Source organism: Streptomyces sp. NPDC060194 (assembly GCF_042728285.1).
Lineage (GTDB): Bacteria > Actinomycetota > Actinomycetes > Streptomycetales > Streptomycetaceae > Streptomyces.
In genome coordinates, this window is record NZ_JBHWZH010000144.1 from 1 (window position 1) to 14,351 (window position 14,351).

General features: G+C 74.1%; 14 protein-coding genes. 5 read left to right on the forward strand and 9 right to left on the reverse strand.

The genetic code is table 11. The features are described 5' to 3' along the window. Positions 1 to 30: 30 nt before the first annotated feature. Both ACFWEG_RS24240 and ACFWEG_RS24245 read right to left on the reverse strand, forming a co-directional pair. Positions 31 to 1,716 (reverse strand): DUF885 domain-containing protein, encoded by a 1,686-nt coding sequence (locus tag ACFWEG_RS24240; RefSeq protein WP_387218859.1) that lies wholly within the window; start codon positions 1,714 to 1,716, stop codon positions 31 to 33. 33 nt (positions 1,717 to 1,749) lie between these two features. Then, positions 1,750 to 2,265 (reverse strand): Lrp/AsnC family transcriptional regulator, encoded by a 516-nt coding sequence (locus tag ACFWEG_RS24245; protein ID WP_387218862.1) that lies wholly within the window; start codon positions 2,263 to 2,265, stop codon positions 1,750 to 1,752. A 59-nt stretch (positions 2,266 to 2,324) separates the two neighbouring features. Between ACFWEG_RS24245 and ACFWEG_RS24250 the strand changes: the two genes are divergently transcribed. Next, positions 2,325 to 3,572 (forward strand): trans-sulfuration enzyme family protein, encoded by a 1,248-nt coding sequence (locus tag ACFWEG_RS24250; protein ID WP_387218864.1) that lies wholly within the window; start codon positions 2,325 to 2,327, stop codon positions 3,570 to 3,572. Here the strand turns inward: ACFWEG_RS24250 and ACFWEG_RS24255 are convergent. Both ACFWEG_RS24255 and ACFWEG_RS24260 read right to left on the reverse strand, forming a co-directional pair. Next, positions 3,499 to 4,725, reverse strand: coding sequence for a GNAT family N-acetyltransferase (locus ACFWEG_RS24255; protein ID WP_387218890.1), 1,227 nt, complete (start codon positions 4,723 to 4,725; stop codon positions 3,499 to 3,501). The two genes, ACFWEG_RS24250 and ACFWEG_RS24255, sit on opposite strands and share 74 nt — an antisense overlap. Positions 4,726 to 4,910: 185 nt before the next feature. Continuing rightward, positions 4,911 to 6,371, reverse strand: coding sequence for a PLP-dependent aminotransferase family protein (locus ACFWEG_RS24260; protein WP_387218867.1), 1,461 nt, complete (start codon positions 6,369 to 6,371; stop codon positions 4,911 to 4,913). 47 nt (positions 6,372 to 6,418) lie between these two features. Between ACFWEG_RS24260 and ACFWEG_RS24265 the strand changes: the two genes are divergently transcribed. Beyond that, entirely contained in the window at positions 6,419 to 7,357 is a 939-nt protein-coding gene (locus tag ACFWEG_RS24265) for a DMT family transporter (protein ID WP_387218869.1), read from the forward strand. Between the two features lie 157 nt (positions 7,358 to 7,514). Then, entirely contained in the window at positions 7,515 to 8,297 is a 783-nt protein-coding gene (locus ACFWEG_RS24270) for a GntR family transcriptional regulator (RefSeq protein WP_387218871.1), read from the forward strand. A gap of 109 nt (positions 8,298 to 8,406) precedes the next feature. On the opposite strand, the gene ACFWEG_RS24275 is transcribed toward ACFWEG_RS24270, so the two are convergent. Next, entirely contained in the window at positions 8,407 to 9,564 is a 1,158-nt protein-coding gene (locus tag ACFWEG_RS24275; protein WP_387218873.1) for an ROK family transcriptional regulator, read from the reverse strand. A gap of 76 nt (positions 9,565 to 9,640) precedes the next feature. After that, entirely contained in the window at positions 9,641 to 10,276 is a 636-nt protein-coding gene (locus tag ACFWEG_RS24280; RefSeq protein ID WP_387218893.1) for a response regulator, read from the reverse strand. Positions 10,277 to 10,636: 360 nt separating this feature from the next. Between ACFWEG_RS24280 and ACFWEG_RS24285 the strand changes: the two genes are divergently transcribed. Together ACFWEG_RS24285 and ACFWEG_RS24290 are read left to right on the forward strand one after the other, a co-directional pair. Beyond that, positions 10,637 to 10,828 (forward strand): hypothetical protein, encoded by a 192-nt coding sequence (locus ACFWEG_RS24285; RefSeq protein WP_387218876.1) that lies wholly within the window; start codon positions 10,637 to 10,639, stop codon positions 10,826 to 10,828. A gap of 40 nt (positions 10,829 to 10,868) precedes the next feature. After that, on the forward strand, positions 10,869 to 11,240 hold the full coding sequence (locus tag ACFWEG_RS24290; RefSeq protein ID WP_387218879.1) for a hypothetical protein: 372 nt from the start codon (positions 10,869 to 10,871) through the stop codon (positions 11,238 to 11,240). A gap of 140 nt (positions 11,241 to 11,380) precedes the next feature. Here ACFWEG_RS24290 and mug read toward each other — a convergent pair whose 3' ends face one another. The 3 genes from mug to ACFWEG_RS24305 form a co-directional block, all read right to left on the reverse strand. Next, positions 11,381 to 11,917 carry a G/U mismatch-specific DNA glycosylase gene (gene mug, locus ACFWEG_RS24295; RefSeq protein WP_387218882.1) on the reverse strand — a complete coding sequence of 179 codons (537 nt, stop codon included), beginning with the start codon at positions 11,915 to 11,917 and terminating at the stop codon, positions 11,381 to 11,383. Between the two features lie 16 nt (positions 11,918 to 11,933). Next, complete coding sequence (purB, locus tag ACFWEG_RS24300; RefSeq protein WP_387218884.1) at positions 11,934 to 13,376, reverse strand: adenylosuccinate lyase; 1,443 nt, start codon at positions 13,374 to 13,376, stop codon at positions 11,934 to 11,936. A 116-nt stretch (positions 13,377 to 13,492) separates the two neighbouring features. Then, positions 13,493 to 14,308: an SGNH/GDSL hydrolase family protein gene (locus tag ACFWEG_RS24305; RefSeq protein WP_387218887.1), complete on the reverse strand. Its 816-nt coding sequence runs from the start codon at positions 14,306 to 14,308 to the stop codon at positions 13,493 to 13,495. Positions 14,309 to 14,351: the final 43 nt, after the last annotated feature.

The following is a 14,351-nucleotide window of genomic DNA, read 5'->3' on the forward strand; positions in this document are numbered from 1 at the left end:
GCGCCGCCCCGCCCCGGGCCGCGGGCGCGACTACAGCTTCGACAGCTCGTCGACCAGGTCGTCGAGGCCCAGCGAACCCTGCGACAGCGCCGCCATGTGCCAGGCCTTCGCGTCGAAGTCCGCGCCGTGCCGCCGCCTGGCGTTCTCCCGGCCGAGCAGCCAGGCGCGCTCGCCGAGCTTGTAGCCGATGGCCTGCGCGGGCATCGAGAGGTAGCGGGTCAGCTCGCTCTCCACGAAGTCCGCCGGCCGGCCGCTGTGGTTGCCGAAGAACTCCTGCGCCAGGTCCGGCGTCCAGCGCTCACCCGGGTGGAACGGCGAGTCCGCCGGGATCTCCAGCCCCAGGTGCATGCCGATGTCGACGATGACCCGGCAGGCGCGCATCATCTGCGCGTCCAGGTACCCCAGTCGGCGCTCGGCGTCCGACAGGAAGCCCAGCTCGTCCATCAGCCGCTCCGCGTACAGCGCCCAGCCCTCGCAGTTGGCGCTGACCATGCCGATGGTCGCCTGGTAGCGGGAGAGCTGGGAGGCCACGTGGGTCCACTGCGCCAGCTGCAGGTGGTGGCCGGGGACACCCTCGTGGTACCAGGTGGACACCAGGTCGTAGACCGGGAACCGGGTGAGCCCCATGGTCGGCAGCCAGGTGATGCCGGGCCGGGAGAAGTCCTCCGAGGGGTTGGTGTAGTACGGGGCGGCCGCGCCGCCGGGCGGGGCGATCCGCGACTCCACCTTCCGCACCCGCTCGGCGAGTTCGAAGTGGGTGCCGTCCAGCGCCTCGATCGCCTCGTCCATGATCTGCTGGAGCCAGCGGCGCACCTCGTCCACCCCCTCGATGTGGGCGCCGTGCTCGTCCAGGTGGGCGAGGGCCTCCCAGGGGGTCGCGGCGCCGGGCAGCACCTTCTCGGCCTCGGTCCGCATCTCGCCGAGCAGCCGGTGGTACTCCGACCAGCCGTACGCGTAGGCCTCGTCGAGGTCCAGGTCGGTGCCGTTGAAGTAGCGCGACCAGCGGGCGTAGCGCTCGCGGCCGACGGTGTCGGGGGCGTCCGCGACGGTCGGCGCGTAGACGTCGCGCATCCAGTCTCGGAGCGCGACGACGGCCTCCGTCGCGCCGCGGCCCGCCGCGTCCAGTTCGGCGCGCAGGCTCTCGGGTCCGCCGGCGGCGAACTCCTCGAACCAGCCGCGCTCCTCGCCGGCCCATTCGGTGAGCTGCTCGACGAAGGTGGCGGTGGGGCGGGGGCTCCCGTAGAGCTTGCGGTCGAGGCCCAGGGCGAGCGAGGCGCGGTAGCCCTCCAGCGCGGCGGGGACGGCCCGCAGCCGCTCGGCGATGGCCGCCCAGTCCGCCTCGGTCTCCGCGGGCGTCACCGTGAACGCCTCGCGGATCGAGTGGGCGGGGGAGTGGATGTTGCTGACGGCGCGCAGGGACTCGTCCGCCTCGTGCACGGCGAGCTCCGCGTTCAGCCGCTCGCGCAGCAGCCGGCCGCAGCGGCGTTCGGCCTCGCTGTCGGCGCCCGGCCGCCGCTCGGCGGCGTCCAGGGCCGCCAGCGTGGCGCGGGCGAGCTCCGCAGTGGCGGCGCTCCCGGCGGGGGAGAAGTCGGGCAGCCTCGCGGAACACTCCGGGACACCGAGGTAGGTGCCGGTGATCGGATCGAGGGCGATGTAGGCGTCGACGTAGGCGTCGGCGACCTGACGGGGCAACGGGTTGTCGAGGGTGTCTGACATGGGCAACATCCTCGTACGGCGGGTGCCTCCGCGTCACGGGGGTTGGCGAACGGAAGGCGTCGTTCTCGGGTGCGCGGCGGGCAGCGGGAGCAGCGGGCCGCAGTCCCACTGCTGGAAGATCAGCCGGGTCTCGACCCGCGCCACCTCCCGGCGCGAGGTGAACTCGTCGATCACGAGCCGCTGCAGGTCGGCGGTGTCCGCCACGGCGACGTGCACCAGGTAGTCGTCCGGACCGGTGAGGTGGAACAGCGCCCGGGACTCGGGCAGGGCCACGATCCGCTCCACGAACGTCCCCACCAGCTCCCGGCTGTGCGGCCGCACCTGCACCGACAGCAGGGCCTGGAGGCCGCGCCCCAGCTTCGCCGCATCGAGCTGGAGCCGGTGTCCGAGGATCACCCCGCTGCGGCGCAGCCTGGCCACCCGGTCCAGGCAGGTGGAGGCGGCGATCCCCACCTCGGCGGCGATCTCGCGGTACGTGGTCCGTGCGTCGTTCTGCAGCAGCCGCAGAATGTGCAGGTCCACCGGGTCGAGCACGACCGATTCCGACATCGGCCGAACGTAGCACGGCCGTTCGCCCGTTCGCCCCGGTGGACGTTCAGGCTGCGCCCATGGACACCTCACGGGCACCGCGCGCCAGGACCCTGGCCACCGAAGCCGTGCACGCCGGCCGCGACGACCTCGCCGGACTCGGCCTGCACGCCCCGCCGATCGACCTCTCCACCACCTACCCGTCCCACGACAGCCGGGCCGAGGCCGCGCGCGTCGACGCCTTCGCCGCCGACGGCGTCCTCGACCAGGGAACGCCCGTCTACGCCCGGCTCGGCAACCCCACCGTCGCCCGGTTCGAGACAGCGCTCGCCCGGCTGGAGGGCACGGCCGACGCGGTCGCCTTCGCCAGCGGCATGGCTGCCCTGACGGCCGTCCTCCTCGCCCGGACCGCCGCCGGGCTCCGGCACGTCGTCGCCGTCCGCCCGCTCTACGGGTGCAGCGACCACCTGCTGACGGCCGGACTGCTCGGCGGCGAGGTCACCTGGGTCGACCCGGCGGGCGTCGCCGACGCGATCCGCCCCGACACCGGGCTGGTCATGGTGGAGTCCCCGGCCAACCCCACCCTGGCCGAGATCGACCTGCGGGCGCTCGCCCACTCCTGCGGCGCCGTGCCGCTGCTCGTCGACAACACCTTCGCCACCCCCGTCCTCCAGCGGCCGGCCGGGAGCGGGGCCCGCCTGGTGCTGCACAGCGCGACGAAGTACCTCGGAGGCCACGGCGACGTCATGGGCGGGATCGTCGCCTGCGACGAGGAGTCCGCCCGCACCCTGCGCCAGATCCGGTTCGCCACCGGCGGCGTCCTGCACCCGCTCGCCGGCTACCTCCTGCTCCGCGGCCTGTCCACGCTGCCCGTCCGGGTCCGGGCCGCCTCCGCGACCGCCGCCGTCCTCGCCGAGCGGCTGGGCCGCGACCCGCGGGTGAGCCGGGTCCACTACCCGGAGCTGGGCGGGGCGATGATCGCCTTCGAGACGGTCGGCGACCCGCACGCGGTGATCGGGGCCGTCCGCCTGGTCACCCCGGCGGTCAGCCTCGGCAGCGTGGACACCCTGATCCAGCACCCGGCCTCCATCAGCCACCGGATCGTGGCGGAGGACGACCGCCGCGGATCCGGGGTGGGCGACCGGCTGCTGCGGCTCTCCGTCGGACTCGAGGACGCGGACGACCTCTGGGACGACCTCGACCGGGCGCTCGGCCCGGGGCCGATGGACGTCCGGACCCTGGCCACCGGACTCGCTACGGCCGCTCCGCCGGCTCGCACGCCTGCGGGAGGGACGCCGGAGCCCGCGCCGCGTCGAGCCGGGCGGTGATGACGAGCGTGCCGTCCTCGATCTGGTAGTCGAGCGGCAGGCCGAGCCGGCGCATCGCCGCGACCATGCCGGTGTTCGACGACTGCGTCACCGCGTAGACGCTGCTGCACCCGGCCTCGCCGGCCATCGCGACCAGCCGGGCGAGGAGTTCGCCGCCGACGCCCCGGCGCTGCCAGGCGTCCTCGACGAGCAGGGCGACCTCCGTCTCGTCGCCGTCCCAGAGCAGGTGGCCGAGGCCGACCATCCGCCCCGACGCCGTCCGCACGGCGATGGTGCGGCCGAAGCGCGGGCTGAGCAGGTGCTTCAGGTAGCGGTCGGCGTCGGCCACCGGCCCGTGGTAGCGCAGCGCCAGCGTGCGCGGGGAGCAGCGGTCGTGCATCGCCCGGGCGGCGGCGAGGTCGTCGGTGTCGACCCGGCGCACGACGATCTCGTTGCCCTCGGCCAGGGTGAGCACGTCCTGCCCGCGCGGGATCCGGGGGCCGAGGCGCGCGTCCAGCTCCACCAGCGCCCGCGCCCGCGCGAACTCGGTCGGGGTGAACGGCAGGTACGGCCGCTCCACGGTGATCGTCCCGCGCTGGCCGTCCCGCAGGCGCATCTCCGTGCCGTCGAGCAGGCTCTCCGCGGCGTCCGCGCCGGGCGACGGCGGGAGCGAGTGGATGGTGCACCGGCCGAGCAACTGCCGCAGGGCGAGGGGCAGTTCCGCCGCGTCCAGGGCGGTGCGGGTGGCGAGGCCGAGCAGCTTGGTCGGCGTGTCGACGAGGTCGTGGGCGTCGCCCCGCTCGATCCAGGTGCTCGTGCCGCCGGCCGCGGCCACCGTGTCGGTCAGCGCCTGTGCCGACAGCGCGTCCGGCGCCCGCAGCAGGAACTCGTCGACCGTGCCGTCGGCGAGCGGGTGGGTCTGCAGGCTGAGGATGTCGATCCGCAGGGCGGCGAGCGCGGTGCAGAGCGCGGCGAGGGAGCCCGGCGCGTCGTCCACCGTGGTGCGCATCCGCCACAGGGCCGACGGCGCGGGTTCGTCCGGATCGGACTGCGGTGGGGCGTGGCCGTGGTTCCTCGTCCACCATGTGGTGAAGCGGCCCGCCGACCCGTTCAGGGCCTGCCGCCATCCGCAGCCGGCCCCCGGCGTCGTGCTCGTCGTACGCGTCTCAGGCATGTCAGTCATGTCTTCACTCTGGCCGAACGGTGTTGCGTGATCACGAACGTTCTGTGACTGACGGGTAAAGCGTGTTTCTGATCTTTTTGTGGCATTCGCGGGGTGATCGTGACGTCCGGTGATCGGACGGACGGCGCATTCGGTTCGCATCGGCCCCTGCGTGCGGCACCTGCCGACCGGTCGCGTCACGCCCCCGCGAGCGTCCGTACCCCCTCGGCGATGCGTCCGGGCGTCAGGTGCGCGTAGCCGAGCACCAGCCGGACGGCGTCGTCCCGGGCGGCCGGCCGACGGTAGTCGTTCAGCGGCCGCAGTTGCACCCCCGCCGCTGCCGCCCGCGCGAGGAACTCCGGCTGCGGCCCGTAGCGATCCGGCAGGTGCGCGACGATGTGGAGGCCGGCGGCGATACCGCCGGTCCTCGTACCGGGGAAGTGCGCGTCGAGTGCGCCGACCATCGCGTCGCGGCGCTCCCGGTAGGCCGCCTGGCAGCGGCGGAGGTGCCGGTCGTAGTCGCCGCGGGCAAGGAAGCGGGCGAGCTGCGCCTGGTCCAGGACGGGATGGCCGAGATCGGTCAGCCGCTTCCGGGCGACCACCGCGTCCGCGAGCCGCTCCGGCAGGAGCAGCCAGCCGAGCCTCAGTCCGGGGGCGAGCGACTTGCTGACCGAGCCGGTGTACGCCACCCGCTCGGGGTCGAGCCCCTGCAGCGCGCCGACGGGCGCCCGGTCGTAGCGGAAGTCGCCGTCGTAGTCGTCCTCGACGACCAGCCCGTCGCACTCGCCCGCCCACTCCAGCAGCTCGGTGCGCCGGCGCGGGGAGTAGGCGACGCCGAGCGGGAACTGGTGCGAGGGCGTGGTGACCACCGCCCGCACCCCCGACTCCCGCAGCCGGTCGACCCGCAGCCCCTCGTCGTCGACCTCCACCGGCACGGTCCGGTCGATGCCGGCCGCGGCGAACTGCAGCGCGTGCTGCGGGCTTCCCGGATCCTCCGCGCCGACCTCGCGGACGCCGCGCTCCCGCAGGACCGCGCCGAGCAGCGTCACCGCCTGGGCCACCCCCGAGCAGACGACGATCCGCTCCGGATCGGCCACCACACCCCGCCGCCGGGTCAACAGCTCGGCGAGCGCCGTGCGCAGGGCCGGAAGGCCGCGCGGGTCGGGGTAGCCGAGGGAGCGGTGCGGCAGATCGGCCAGCACCCGGCGGTGGGCGGCGGCCCACGCCGCGCGCGGGAACAGCGCGAGGTCCGGCGTACCGGGCCGGAAGTCGAGAGCCGTCCCCGCCCCGACCCCCGGCGCCAGGTCGCGCACCGCCCGCGCCGGCCGCCGGGCCGCGCCCGTCACCCAGGTGCCCGCGCCGCGCCCGCTGCGGAGATAGCCCTCCGCGACCAGCTGGTCGTACGCCTCGGTCACCAGCCCCCTCGACACGCCGAGATCGGCGGCGAGGTCCCGGGTGGAGGGCAGCCGGGTCCCGCGGGCCAGGGCCCCCGACCGCACCCCCTCCCGGAGCGCCTCCTGGAGCGCGCGGCCGCGCCGGCGGGCGGGCGCTGCGGCGGCCGGGAGGAGGAACTCCCAGGCGGGCCGCGCGGGCCCGGTGCGCGGCGGGCCGTCCGGACGGCCGCCGCCGGTGAGCGGATTGGACCCCGATGACGTCATGGGAATGGACCTTAAGCCGGACCGCGCGCCTTCGTAGCGTCCGGTCCATGAGATCCGAAACCACCCGCGGCGCGCTGCTCGCGGCCCTCGCCTGCGTCCTCGTCGGCGGCTCCTTCACCGCCAACAGCCTCCTCGGCGACTACCCCTACGCCGGCGGCCAGGCCCTGCGCTACGGCCTGGCCTGCCTGCTCCTCGTGCCCCTGCTCGGCCGGGGCGGCACGGCCCCGCTCCGCCGGCTGCGCCCCCGCCGGTGGGGGCGCCTCGCGCTGCTCGCCGCGACCGGCATGGTCGGCTTCAACCTGGCGATCCTGGCGGCCGAGCGCACCGCCGAACCGGCCGTCCCCGGTGTCCTGGTCGGGTGCGCGCCCGTGGTCGTCGCGGTGCTCGTCCCGCTGCTGGCCGGCCGCCGTCCGGCACGCGCCGTGCTGTACGGGGCCCTGCTGGTCGCGGCGGGCGCATTCGCCGTCCAGGGCTGGGGGCGCACCGACGGGGCCGGTCTGCTGTACTCCGTCGGCGCCCTCGCCGGCGAGGTCTGCTTCGCGCTGCTCGCTGTGCCCCTGCTGGAGCCGCTCGGCGCGCGGCTGCTCTCCGCCACGGTGTGCGGTCTCGCCGCGCTGGAGTCCGCCGGCCTCGGTCTGCTCCTCGACGGCGGCGACGTCCTGCGGACGCCGACCGCGACGGAGCTCGCGGCCCTGCTGTGGCAGGCGGTCGTCGCCACCGTCGTCGGCTTCGTGTGCTGGTACGAGGGCATCCGGCGGATCGGCCCCGAGCGAGCGACGCTCTTCTCCGGACTCATCCCCGTCGCCGCCGCCGCCACCGCCCCCCTTGTGGGCACCGGTTCCTACGGCGTCGCCCAGGCGGCCGGCAGTCTGCTCGTCGGGTCCGGGGTCGCACTGGGCTCGGGTGTGATCGTCCGCCGCAGGGGTAGGCGCCTGTCCCGTGACCAGGGTCGTCGCCTCCACGACACCCCTGCGAACAGCCTGTGAACGCTGTTCGTCAAGGCTCGCCCAAGGACCCGGGCGGCCCGAGTATTGGTCTTGACCAAGTTCCGTCGCGGCCCTATCGTCCTGAGATAGTGCAGGAACCTTTAATAAACAAGGGCTTGTAATGGCCGCCGGGGACACGGCGATTGCGGAGGACAGGGTGGGGACCACGCAGCAGGACACGGTGCCGGAGCCGAAGTACTGGCACCTCAAGAACGTGCTCACGCGCGCGCTCGACACCGAGTTCGCGGTGGGCGAGATCCTGCCCAACGAGCGCGAGTTGGCGGCGCGCTTCGGCGTGGCGAGGGCCACCCTCCGCCAGGCGCTCGAACAGCTGGAGCTCGAGGGCCGGCTGCAGCGCCGCCGGGGTGTCGGCACCACCGTCGCCCCGCCCCGGGTCGGCGTCGCCGTCGACCACGCGGCGCACGACTGGCCGGGCGCGGCGGGCGACGGCTGGCAGTCCGTGGACTGCGAGTCGACGGTTCCGCCCGCGGCGGTCGCGCAGCTGCTCGGCCTCGCCGAGGACGCCGGCGCCGAGGTCTTCGCCGTCCGCCGCACGCGGGTCACCCAGGGCCAGTCCGTCGCGGCGGAGACGCTGTACGTGCCGGCCGCGTCGGTGCCTGCGCTCACCGCGATGTCGTCCGTGGACGCCCCCTCGGGTCCCGCGCGGGCGCACATCGTGCTCGGCGAGCTGCAGCGGCTCGCCCTGGAGGGCGAGGACCGGGCGGTCGAGCTGGGTTCCGCGCGCGCCGACGACGCGAAGGAGCTCGACCGGCTTCCGGGCGCCCCGGTGCTCGTCGTCACCACCCGCTACTTCGTCGACGGCGCCACCGCGGCGGTGTCGATGGCGACCTACCGCGCGGACACGTGCCGGCTGACCTTCGGGGACGCGGGCGACGTGCAGATCAGCCACCCCGCGGAGCCGGTCGGCCAGTTGTCCTGACGCCGGTTCCCGGTACCGGCGTCATCCTTTCGGCCTGCTGCTTCGGACGCGCTTTCTGCGGCGCGCTTCCGTCGGCGCGCTTCGGGTTCGCGTATGTCCGAGGGGACGGTCACCGTCGTGCGGTGACCGTCCCCTCGACGGCGAAGAGCTGCTCCTCCACGTGGTCGAGCGCCAGTCGCAGGGCACCGGTGGCGACGGCCGCCTCGCCGAGCGCGGACAGGGCCACGCGCGGCGGGCGCAGACAGTAGCGGGCCAGCTCCTCGCGCAGCGGCTTCAGCACACCGTCGAGTCCCGCCGCCCAGCCCCCGACGACGATCAGCTCGGGATCGAGGGCGAGTGACAAGGCGGCCACGTCGTGCACCAGGCGTCGGATGAACCGCTCCACGGCGGCCTCCGCGCGGGTGTCGCCCTGCCGGGCCTGTGCGAACACCTGAGCCACCGCCGGCTCGTCCAACGGGTGCAGCGGCTCGCCCGTCGTCGAGAGCAGGGTCTCCGGGGTCGCCTCCTGGCCGAGCAGGTGCAGTGCGCCGATCTCGCCGGCCGCGCCGCCGTAGCCGCGGTGGAGCCGGCCGCCGATCAACGAGCCGGCGCCGGGGCTCAGTCCGGCCATCACGAAGGTCACGTCGTCGGAGTCGGTCGCCGCGCCCTTCCAGTGCTCGGCCACCGCGGCCGCGTTGGCGTCGTTCTCCACGAGGACGGGGCAGCGGAAGGAGCGCCGCAGCCGGTCGCCCAGGTCGAGGCCCGTCCAGCCGGGCAGTGCGGTGCACAGCCGGACCGTTCCGTCCGCCTCCACGATGCCGGGGCTCCCGACGCCCACCGCGCGCACGGAACTGCGCTGGATGCCGGCCCGGCGCAACAGGTCGGCGACCATCGTGCGGACCTTCTCGATCCGCTCCTCGGCGGAGGCGGTCTCGCCGACCTCGCGGACGCCCGAGCCCATCACCCGGCCGTTGAGGCCGGACAGGAGGGCCGAGACGCGGTGCGATCCGATCTCCACGCCCAGAAGGTGCCCCGCCTCCACCCGGAACCGGAACTTCCGTGCCGGCCGGCCCTGGCGTCGGGCCTGCCCCTCGTCGGGCAGGGTCTCCATGACCAGACCGGACGCGATGAGGCCTTCCACGACCCCCTCGACCGTGGGTCGGGACAGGCCCGTCACCCGGCTGATCTCCGTCAGCGTCGCGGAGTCCGCGGCGCGCAGCGCGTGCAGCACCACGGCCGAGTTGATCCGTCGCAACAGGGAGGGGTCCCCGCCGGTCAGCCTCCCCACCGTACGTCCTCCCTGGTCGTGGCCGTGTTGGCCGGATCGTACTCGTCATCCTCGCATCAGGCGAGCGGGACCGTGCTCACTCGGGTGCCACGAATCCCGACTCGTATGCGGCGATCACCGCCTGGGTCCGGTCCCGGGCGCCGAGTTTGGCGAGCACGCCGCTGACATGCGACTTCACCGTCTCGGCACCGACGACGAGCCGTGCGGCGATCTCCGCGTTCGACAGGCCGCGCGCCATCAGCCGCAGTACAGCCTCCTCGCGCTCGGTCAGACCGGCGTCCCGGAGCGCCTCGCGCGCGGTCCGAGTGCCGTACTCCGCCGCCATCGCCCGCACCGCGGCGGGAAAGAGGAGGGACTCGCCGTCGGCGACCAGGCGGATCGCGTTGACGATCTCCGAGGGGCGGGCCCGCTTCAGCAGGAAACCGTCGGCGCGGGCGCGCAGCGCCTCGTAGACGTACTCGTCGTTCTCGAAGGTGGTGATGACCACGATCTTCGGTGGCTGCGGGCCTTTCAGTACCGCCCGGGTGGCCTCGATGCCGTCCCTTAGCGGCATGCGCACGTCCATGGCGACGACGTCCGGGCGCAGGCTCCGGACCAGCGGTACCACCGCCGCTCCGTCGGAGGCCTCGCCCATCACCTCGATGTCCGCCTGGGCGTCGAGCACCGCGCGCAACCCCGCCCGCACCAGGGGTTCGTCGTCGACTCCCGACATCGGCGGCGACCCCCTGCTCCCCGCCTTCTGCGGCGTCGACTTCGGCCAGTCGGCGGCCATCACCTTCGGTGTCGTCGTGGTCGGATCGGAGTTCGCCACCGGCGGTTGGCGCCTCTCGCTCGTCGCCGTGCCCCGCAGAAGTCTCCTCTACGGTACGAAGGTCGGCATGGTCGCCGCGCTCGCACTGGCGGTGGGGCTCGTCAGCAGCTCTGCCAGGTTCCTGGCGAGCCGGGTGCTCTGCGCGCCGTCCTCGGCGGAGGCATCTACCTGGCGCTGTGGCGGTGTTGGCGGCCGGTCTCACCGCCCTGCTGCGCAGCGGGACGGCCACGCTCGCGGTGCTCCTGCCGCCTGGTCCTCGTCGTGCCCTTCGTCGTCGGGGACGTGGCCGGCGGCGAGGTCGTCGAGTTCCTGCCGGACCGTGCCGGCCAGGTGATCGTCCACGCGCATCCGCCCGGCGCTCTCGGCCCGTGGGAGGGGACGGCCGTCCTGGCGGCGTCAGCGGCGGCCGCGGCGGTCGCCGGTTGGCTGCGGCTGCGTCGGCGGGACACCTGAGGGGAGGGGAGTTGTCAGTGGGGGAGGGTTTACTGGGGACATGACGACCGACGTGCACCTCGCTCTGATGGAACGGATGCGGTCCGGGCCGCTGGGCGGCGGATCCGGGGCGGCACCGGACTGCAGCCTGGTCGAGCTGGGTTCGGGGGTGGACGGGCCGGGGCCGGAACTCGACCAGCTGGTGGCTGTGTTCACGGAGCACTGGGGCGGCCCGCAGCTGGTCAGCCTGTGGAGCACCGGTGAGCGGGCGCGGCGGGGGGAGGAGATACCGCAGCCGTGGCATCTGCTCAGCGGCTCGGTGGAGTATGTGCACTTGTGGCGCACGGAGGACCGTTGGATCCTGCTCGGCTCCCCGTCGGGCGGCGAGCGGCCGGACGTCGTGGCGGTGGCCACGGTCGTCGATCCACCCTGAGCCCTGAGCTTGGGCTCCCTGGGACGGGGAGCCCGGCAGTTCGGGAGACCCTGCCGGGAAGCCGGGAAGCCGGGAAGCCGGGAAGCCGGGAAGCCGGGAAGCCGGGAAGCCCGCCCCGGAGCCCGCGGCCGGGACCGGGCTCACCCCTCGGCGGCCTCCCGCAGCCGACCGAACTCCTCGGCCATGGTCTCCGTCGTCCAATGCGCGTTCAGCCCGCTCGGGTTGGGCAGCGCCCAGACCCTGGTGTCACCGATCGTCCGGTCCTGCGGCCCGATCCGCGCCTTCCGTTCGTCGAAGGCCGTCCGGTACGCGGTGACACCCACCACGGCCAGCCAACGCGGCCGCAGACGGCGGACCTTGGCGACCAGCAGCCGGCCGCCCTCCCGGAACTCCTCCGCGTCGATCTCGTCGGCGCGTGCCGAGGCCCGCGCGACGACGTTCGTGATCCCGAGGCCGTACTCCAGCAACTCCTGCTCCTCGTCCGGCCGCAGCTGACGCGGAGTGAAACCGGACCGGTGGAGCACCGGCCAGAAGCGGTTGCCCGGGCGGGCGAAGTGGTGGCCGGTCGCCGCCGACATCAGCCCGGGGTTGATCCCGCAGAACAGCACCCGAAGGCCGCCCGCGGCCACGTCGGGGACGAGGTGGTCGCGGGCGGCCCGGAGCTCCTCGGGCGTCATCCGGCGTCGGCCCCCGTCAGAGGATCGCGCCCGGCGCGTACCCGGCCGCCTCGGGGTAGCGCTTGACGATCTCGTCGACCCGGGCGACCACCGCGTCGACCTGGCCGGCCGCGGCACCGGTGAACGACAGCTTGTCCGCCATCAGTTCGTCCAGGGCCGGCCGGTCCAGCGGGATGCGCTCGTCGGCGGCGAGCGTGTCGAGCAGCTCGTTGCGCTCGGTGCCCTGCTCGCGCATCGCCAGCGCCGCGGCGACCGCGTTCTCCTTGATCGCCTCGTGCGCCAGCTCCCGGCCGACCCCGGCCCGCACCGCGCCCATGAGCACCTTGGTGGTGGCGAGGAACGGCAGGTAGCGGTCGAGCTCGCGGGCGACGACGGCGGGGAACGCGCCGAACTCGTCGAGCACGGTCAGGAAGGTCTCCAGGAGCCCGTCGAGCGCGAAGAACGCGTCCGGCAGGGCGACCCGGCGGACCACCGAGCACGACACGTCGCCCTCGTTCCACTGGTCGCCGGCCAGCTCGCCGGTCATCGAGGCGTAGCCGCGCAGGATGACCATCAGGCCGTTCACGCGCTCGCAGGACCGGGTGTTCATCTTGTGCGGCATCGCGGAGGAGCCGACCTGGCCCTCCTTGAAGCCCTCCGTCACCAGCTCGATCCCCGCCATCAGCCGGATCGTCTTCGCCAGCGACGACGGCGCGGCGGCGACCTGCACCAGGGCGGTCACCACCTCGTAGTCCAGCGAGCGCGGGTAGACCTGCCCGACGGAGGTGAACGCCTGGCCGAAGCCGAGGTGCGCGGCGATCCGCTGCTCCAGCTCCGCCAGCTTGCCCGTGTCCCCACCGAGCAGGTCGAGCATGTCCTGGGCGGTGCCGACCGGGCCCTTGATGCCGCGCAGCGGGTAGCGGCCGAGCAGCTCCTCGACGCGCGAGAACGCCACGAGCAGCTCGTCCGCGCCGGTCGCGAAGCGCTTGCCGAGCGTCGTGGCCTGGGCGGCGACGTTGTGCGAGCGGCCGGTCATGACCAGCTCGCCGTACTCGGCGGACAGCCTGCCGAGCCGGGCCAGCACGGAGACGGTGCGGTCGCGCATCAGCTCCAGGGAGAGCCGGATCTGCAGCTGCTCGACGTTCTCGGTGAGGTCGCGGGAGGTCATGCCCTTGTGGACGTGCTCGTGACCGGCCAGCGCGTTGAACTCCTCGATGCGCGCCTTGACGTCGTGCCGGGAGACCTTCTCGCGCTCGGCGATCGACGCCAGGTCGACGGTGTCCACGACCCGCTCGTAGTCCTCGATCGCACCCTCCGGAACCTCGATCCCGAGGTCCTTCTGCGCACGCAGCACGGCGATCCAGAGCCGGCGCTCCAGCTTCACCTTCTGCTCGGGGGACCACAGCACGGCCAGCTCGGGCGAGGCGTAGCGGCCGGCGAGGACATTGGGGATACGGGGTTTCGAAGACGCAGCAGTCACGTGTACGGAGTCTACTGGCGATTCGTGCAGGCCAGCGCCCCGGTCCGTTTGTGGCTTGCTACGAGGAGGGGCGGGCGCAGCGGCGCATTGGGCGGCGCAACCCCTCGCCCCGGGACTCAGACCAGCGGCCCCTTGCCATGGCTGTCGTGCGGCAGGTCGTACGCCGAGTCGTAGGGGAGCAGGTCCGGGCGCTTGGAGGGGAGGCCGTCCCCGGAGGACCGGCCGGTCAGACGGCGGCCGATCCACGGCACCAGGTGGGTGCGGGTGAAGTCGAGGTCGCTGCGGCGGCGGGCCACCCAGCCGGGCGGGACGAACGCGGGCAGCGGAGCCCGCCAGTCGAACTCCGGCTCGTGGCCGAGCGCCTGCCAGACGGCCTCGGCGACCCGCCGGTGGCCCTCGGTCGTCAGGTGCAGCCGGTCCACGTCCCACATCCGCTGGTCCCCGAGCGCCGCGGCCCCGTAGAGGTCCACGACGACGGCGTCGTGGCGCTCGGCCAACTCGTCGAGGATCCCGAACAGCTCCTCGACCCGCGGGCGGAACCGCTCGAAGACCGGCCCCTGACGGCCCGGGCTGTGCATGAGGACGAGCCGCTTGCAGGCGGGGGCGAGCAGCTCCACCGAGCGCTCCAGGTGGGCCCGGACGCGGCCCATGTCGCACTTCGGCCGCAGCGTGTCGTTGAGCCCGCCGACGAGGGTGATGACGTCCGCGCCCATCGCGGCCGCCACCCCCGCCTGCTCGTCGGCGATCTGCGCGATGAGCTTGCCCCGCACGGCGAGGTTGGCGTACCGGAAGCCGGTGGTGCGGGCGGCCATCCGGGCGGCGAGGAGATCGGCCCAGCCGCGGTAGGAGCCGTCCGGCAGCAGGTCCGACATGCCCTCGGTGAAACTGTCGCCGACCGCGACGAGACTGGTGTAGCTGGCATTCATTTCCATGGCGGAAGGAATGCTAACGCGCGGCGGGCGGGGACCGCCGTGG

Excerpts from the sequence above, each read along its gene's own strand:
- ACFWEG_RS24305 (WP_387218887.1), bottom strand. The coding sequence starts at position 14,308 with ATGGAAATGAATGCCAGCTACACCAGTCTCGTCGCGGTCGGCGACAGT.
- ACFWEG_RS24280 (WP_387218893.1), bottom strand. The coding sequence starts at position 10,276 with ATGTCGGGAGTCGACGACGAACCCCTGGTGCGGGCGGGGTTGCGCGCG.
- ACFWEG_RS24290 (WP_387218879.1), top strand. The coding sequence starts at position 10,869 with ATGACGACCGACGTGCACCTCGCTCTGATGGAACGGATGCGGTCCGGG.
- ACFWEG_RS24250 (WP_387218864.1), top strand. The coding sequence starts at position 2,325 with ATGGACACCTCACGGGCACCGCGCGCCAGGACCCTGGCCACCGAAGCC.
- ACFWEG_RS24260 (WP_387218867.1), bottom strand. The coding sequence starts at position 6,371 with ATGACGTCATCGGGGTCCAATCCGCTCACCGGCGGCGGCCGTCCGGAC.
- ACFWEG_RS24265 (WP_387218869.1), top strand. The coding sequence starts at position 6,419 with ATGAGATCCGAAACCACCCGCGGCGCGCTGCTCGCGGCCCTCGCCTGC.
- mug (WP_387218882.1), bottom strand. The coding sequence starts at position 11,917 with ATGACGCCCGAGGAGCTCCGGGCCGCCCGCGACCACCTCGTCCCCGAC.
- ACFWEG_RS24240 (WP_387218859.1), bottom strand. The coding sequence starts at position 1,716 with ATGTCAGACACCCTCGACAACCCGTTGCCCCGTCAGGTCGCCGACGCC.
- ACFWEG_RS24245 (WP_387218862.1), bottom strand. The coding sequence starts at position 2,265 with ATGTCGGAATCGGTCGTGCTCGACCCGGTGGACCTGCACATTCTGCGG.
- ACFWEG_RS24255 (WP_387218890.1), bottom strand. The coding sequence starts at position 4,725 with ATGCCTGAGACGCGTACGACGAGCACGACGCCGGGGGCCGGCTGCGGA.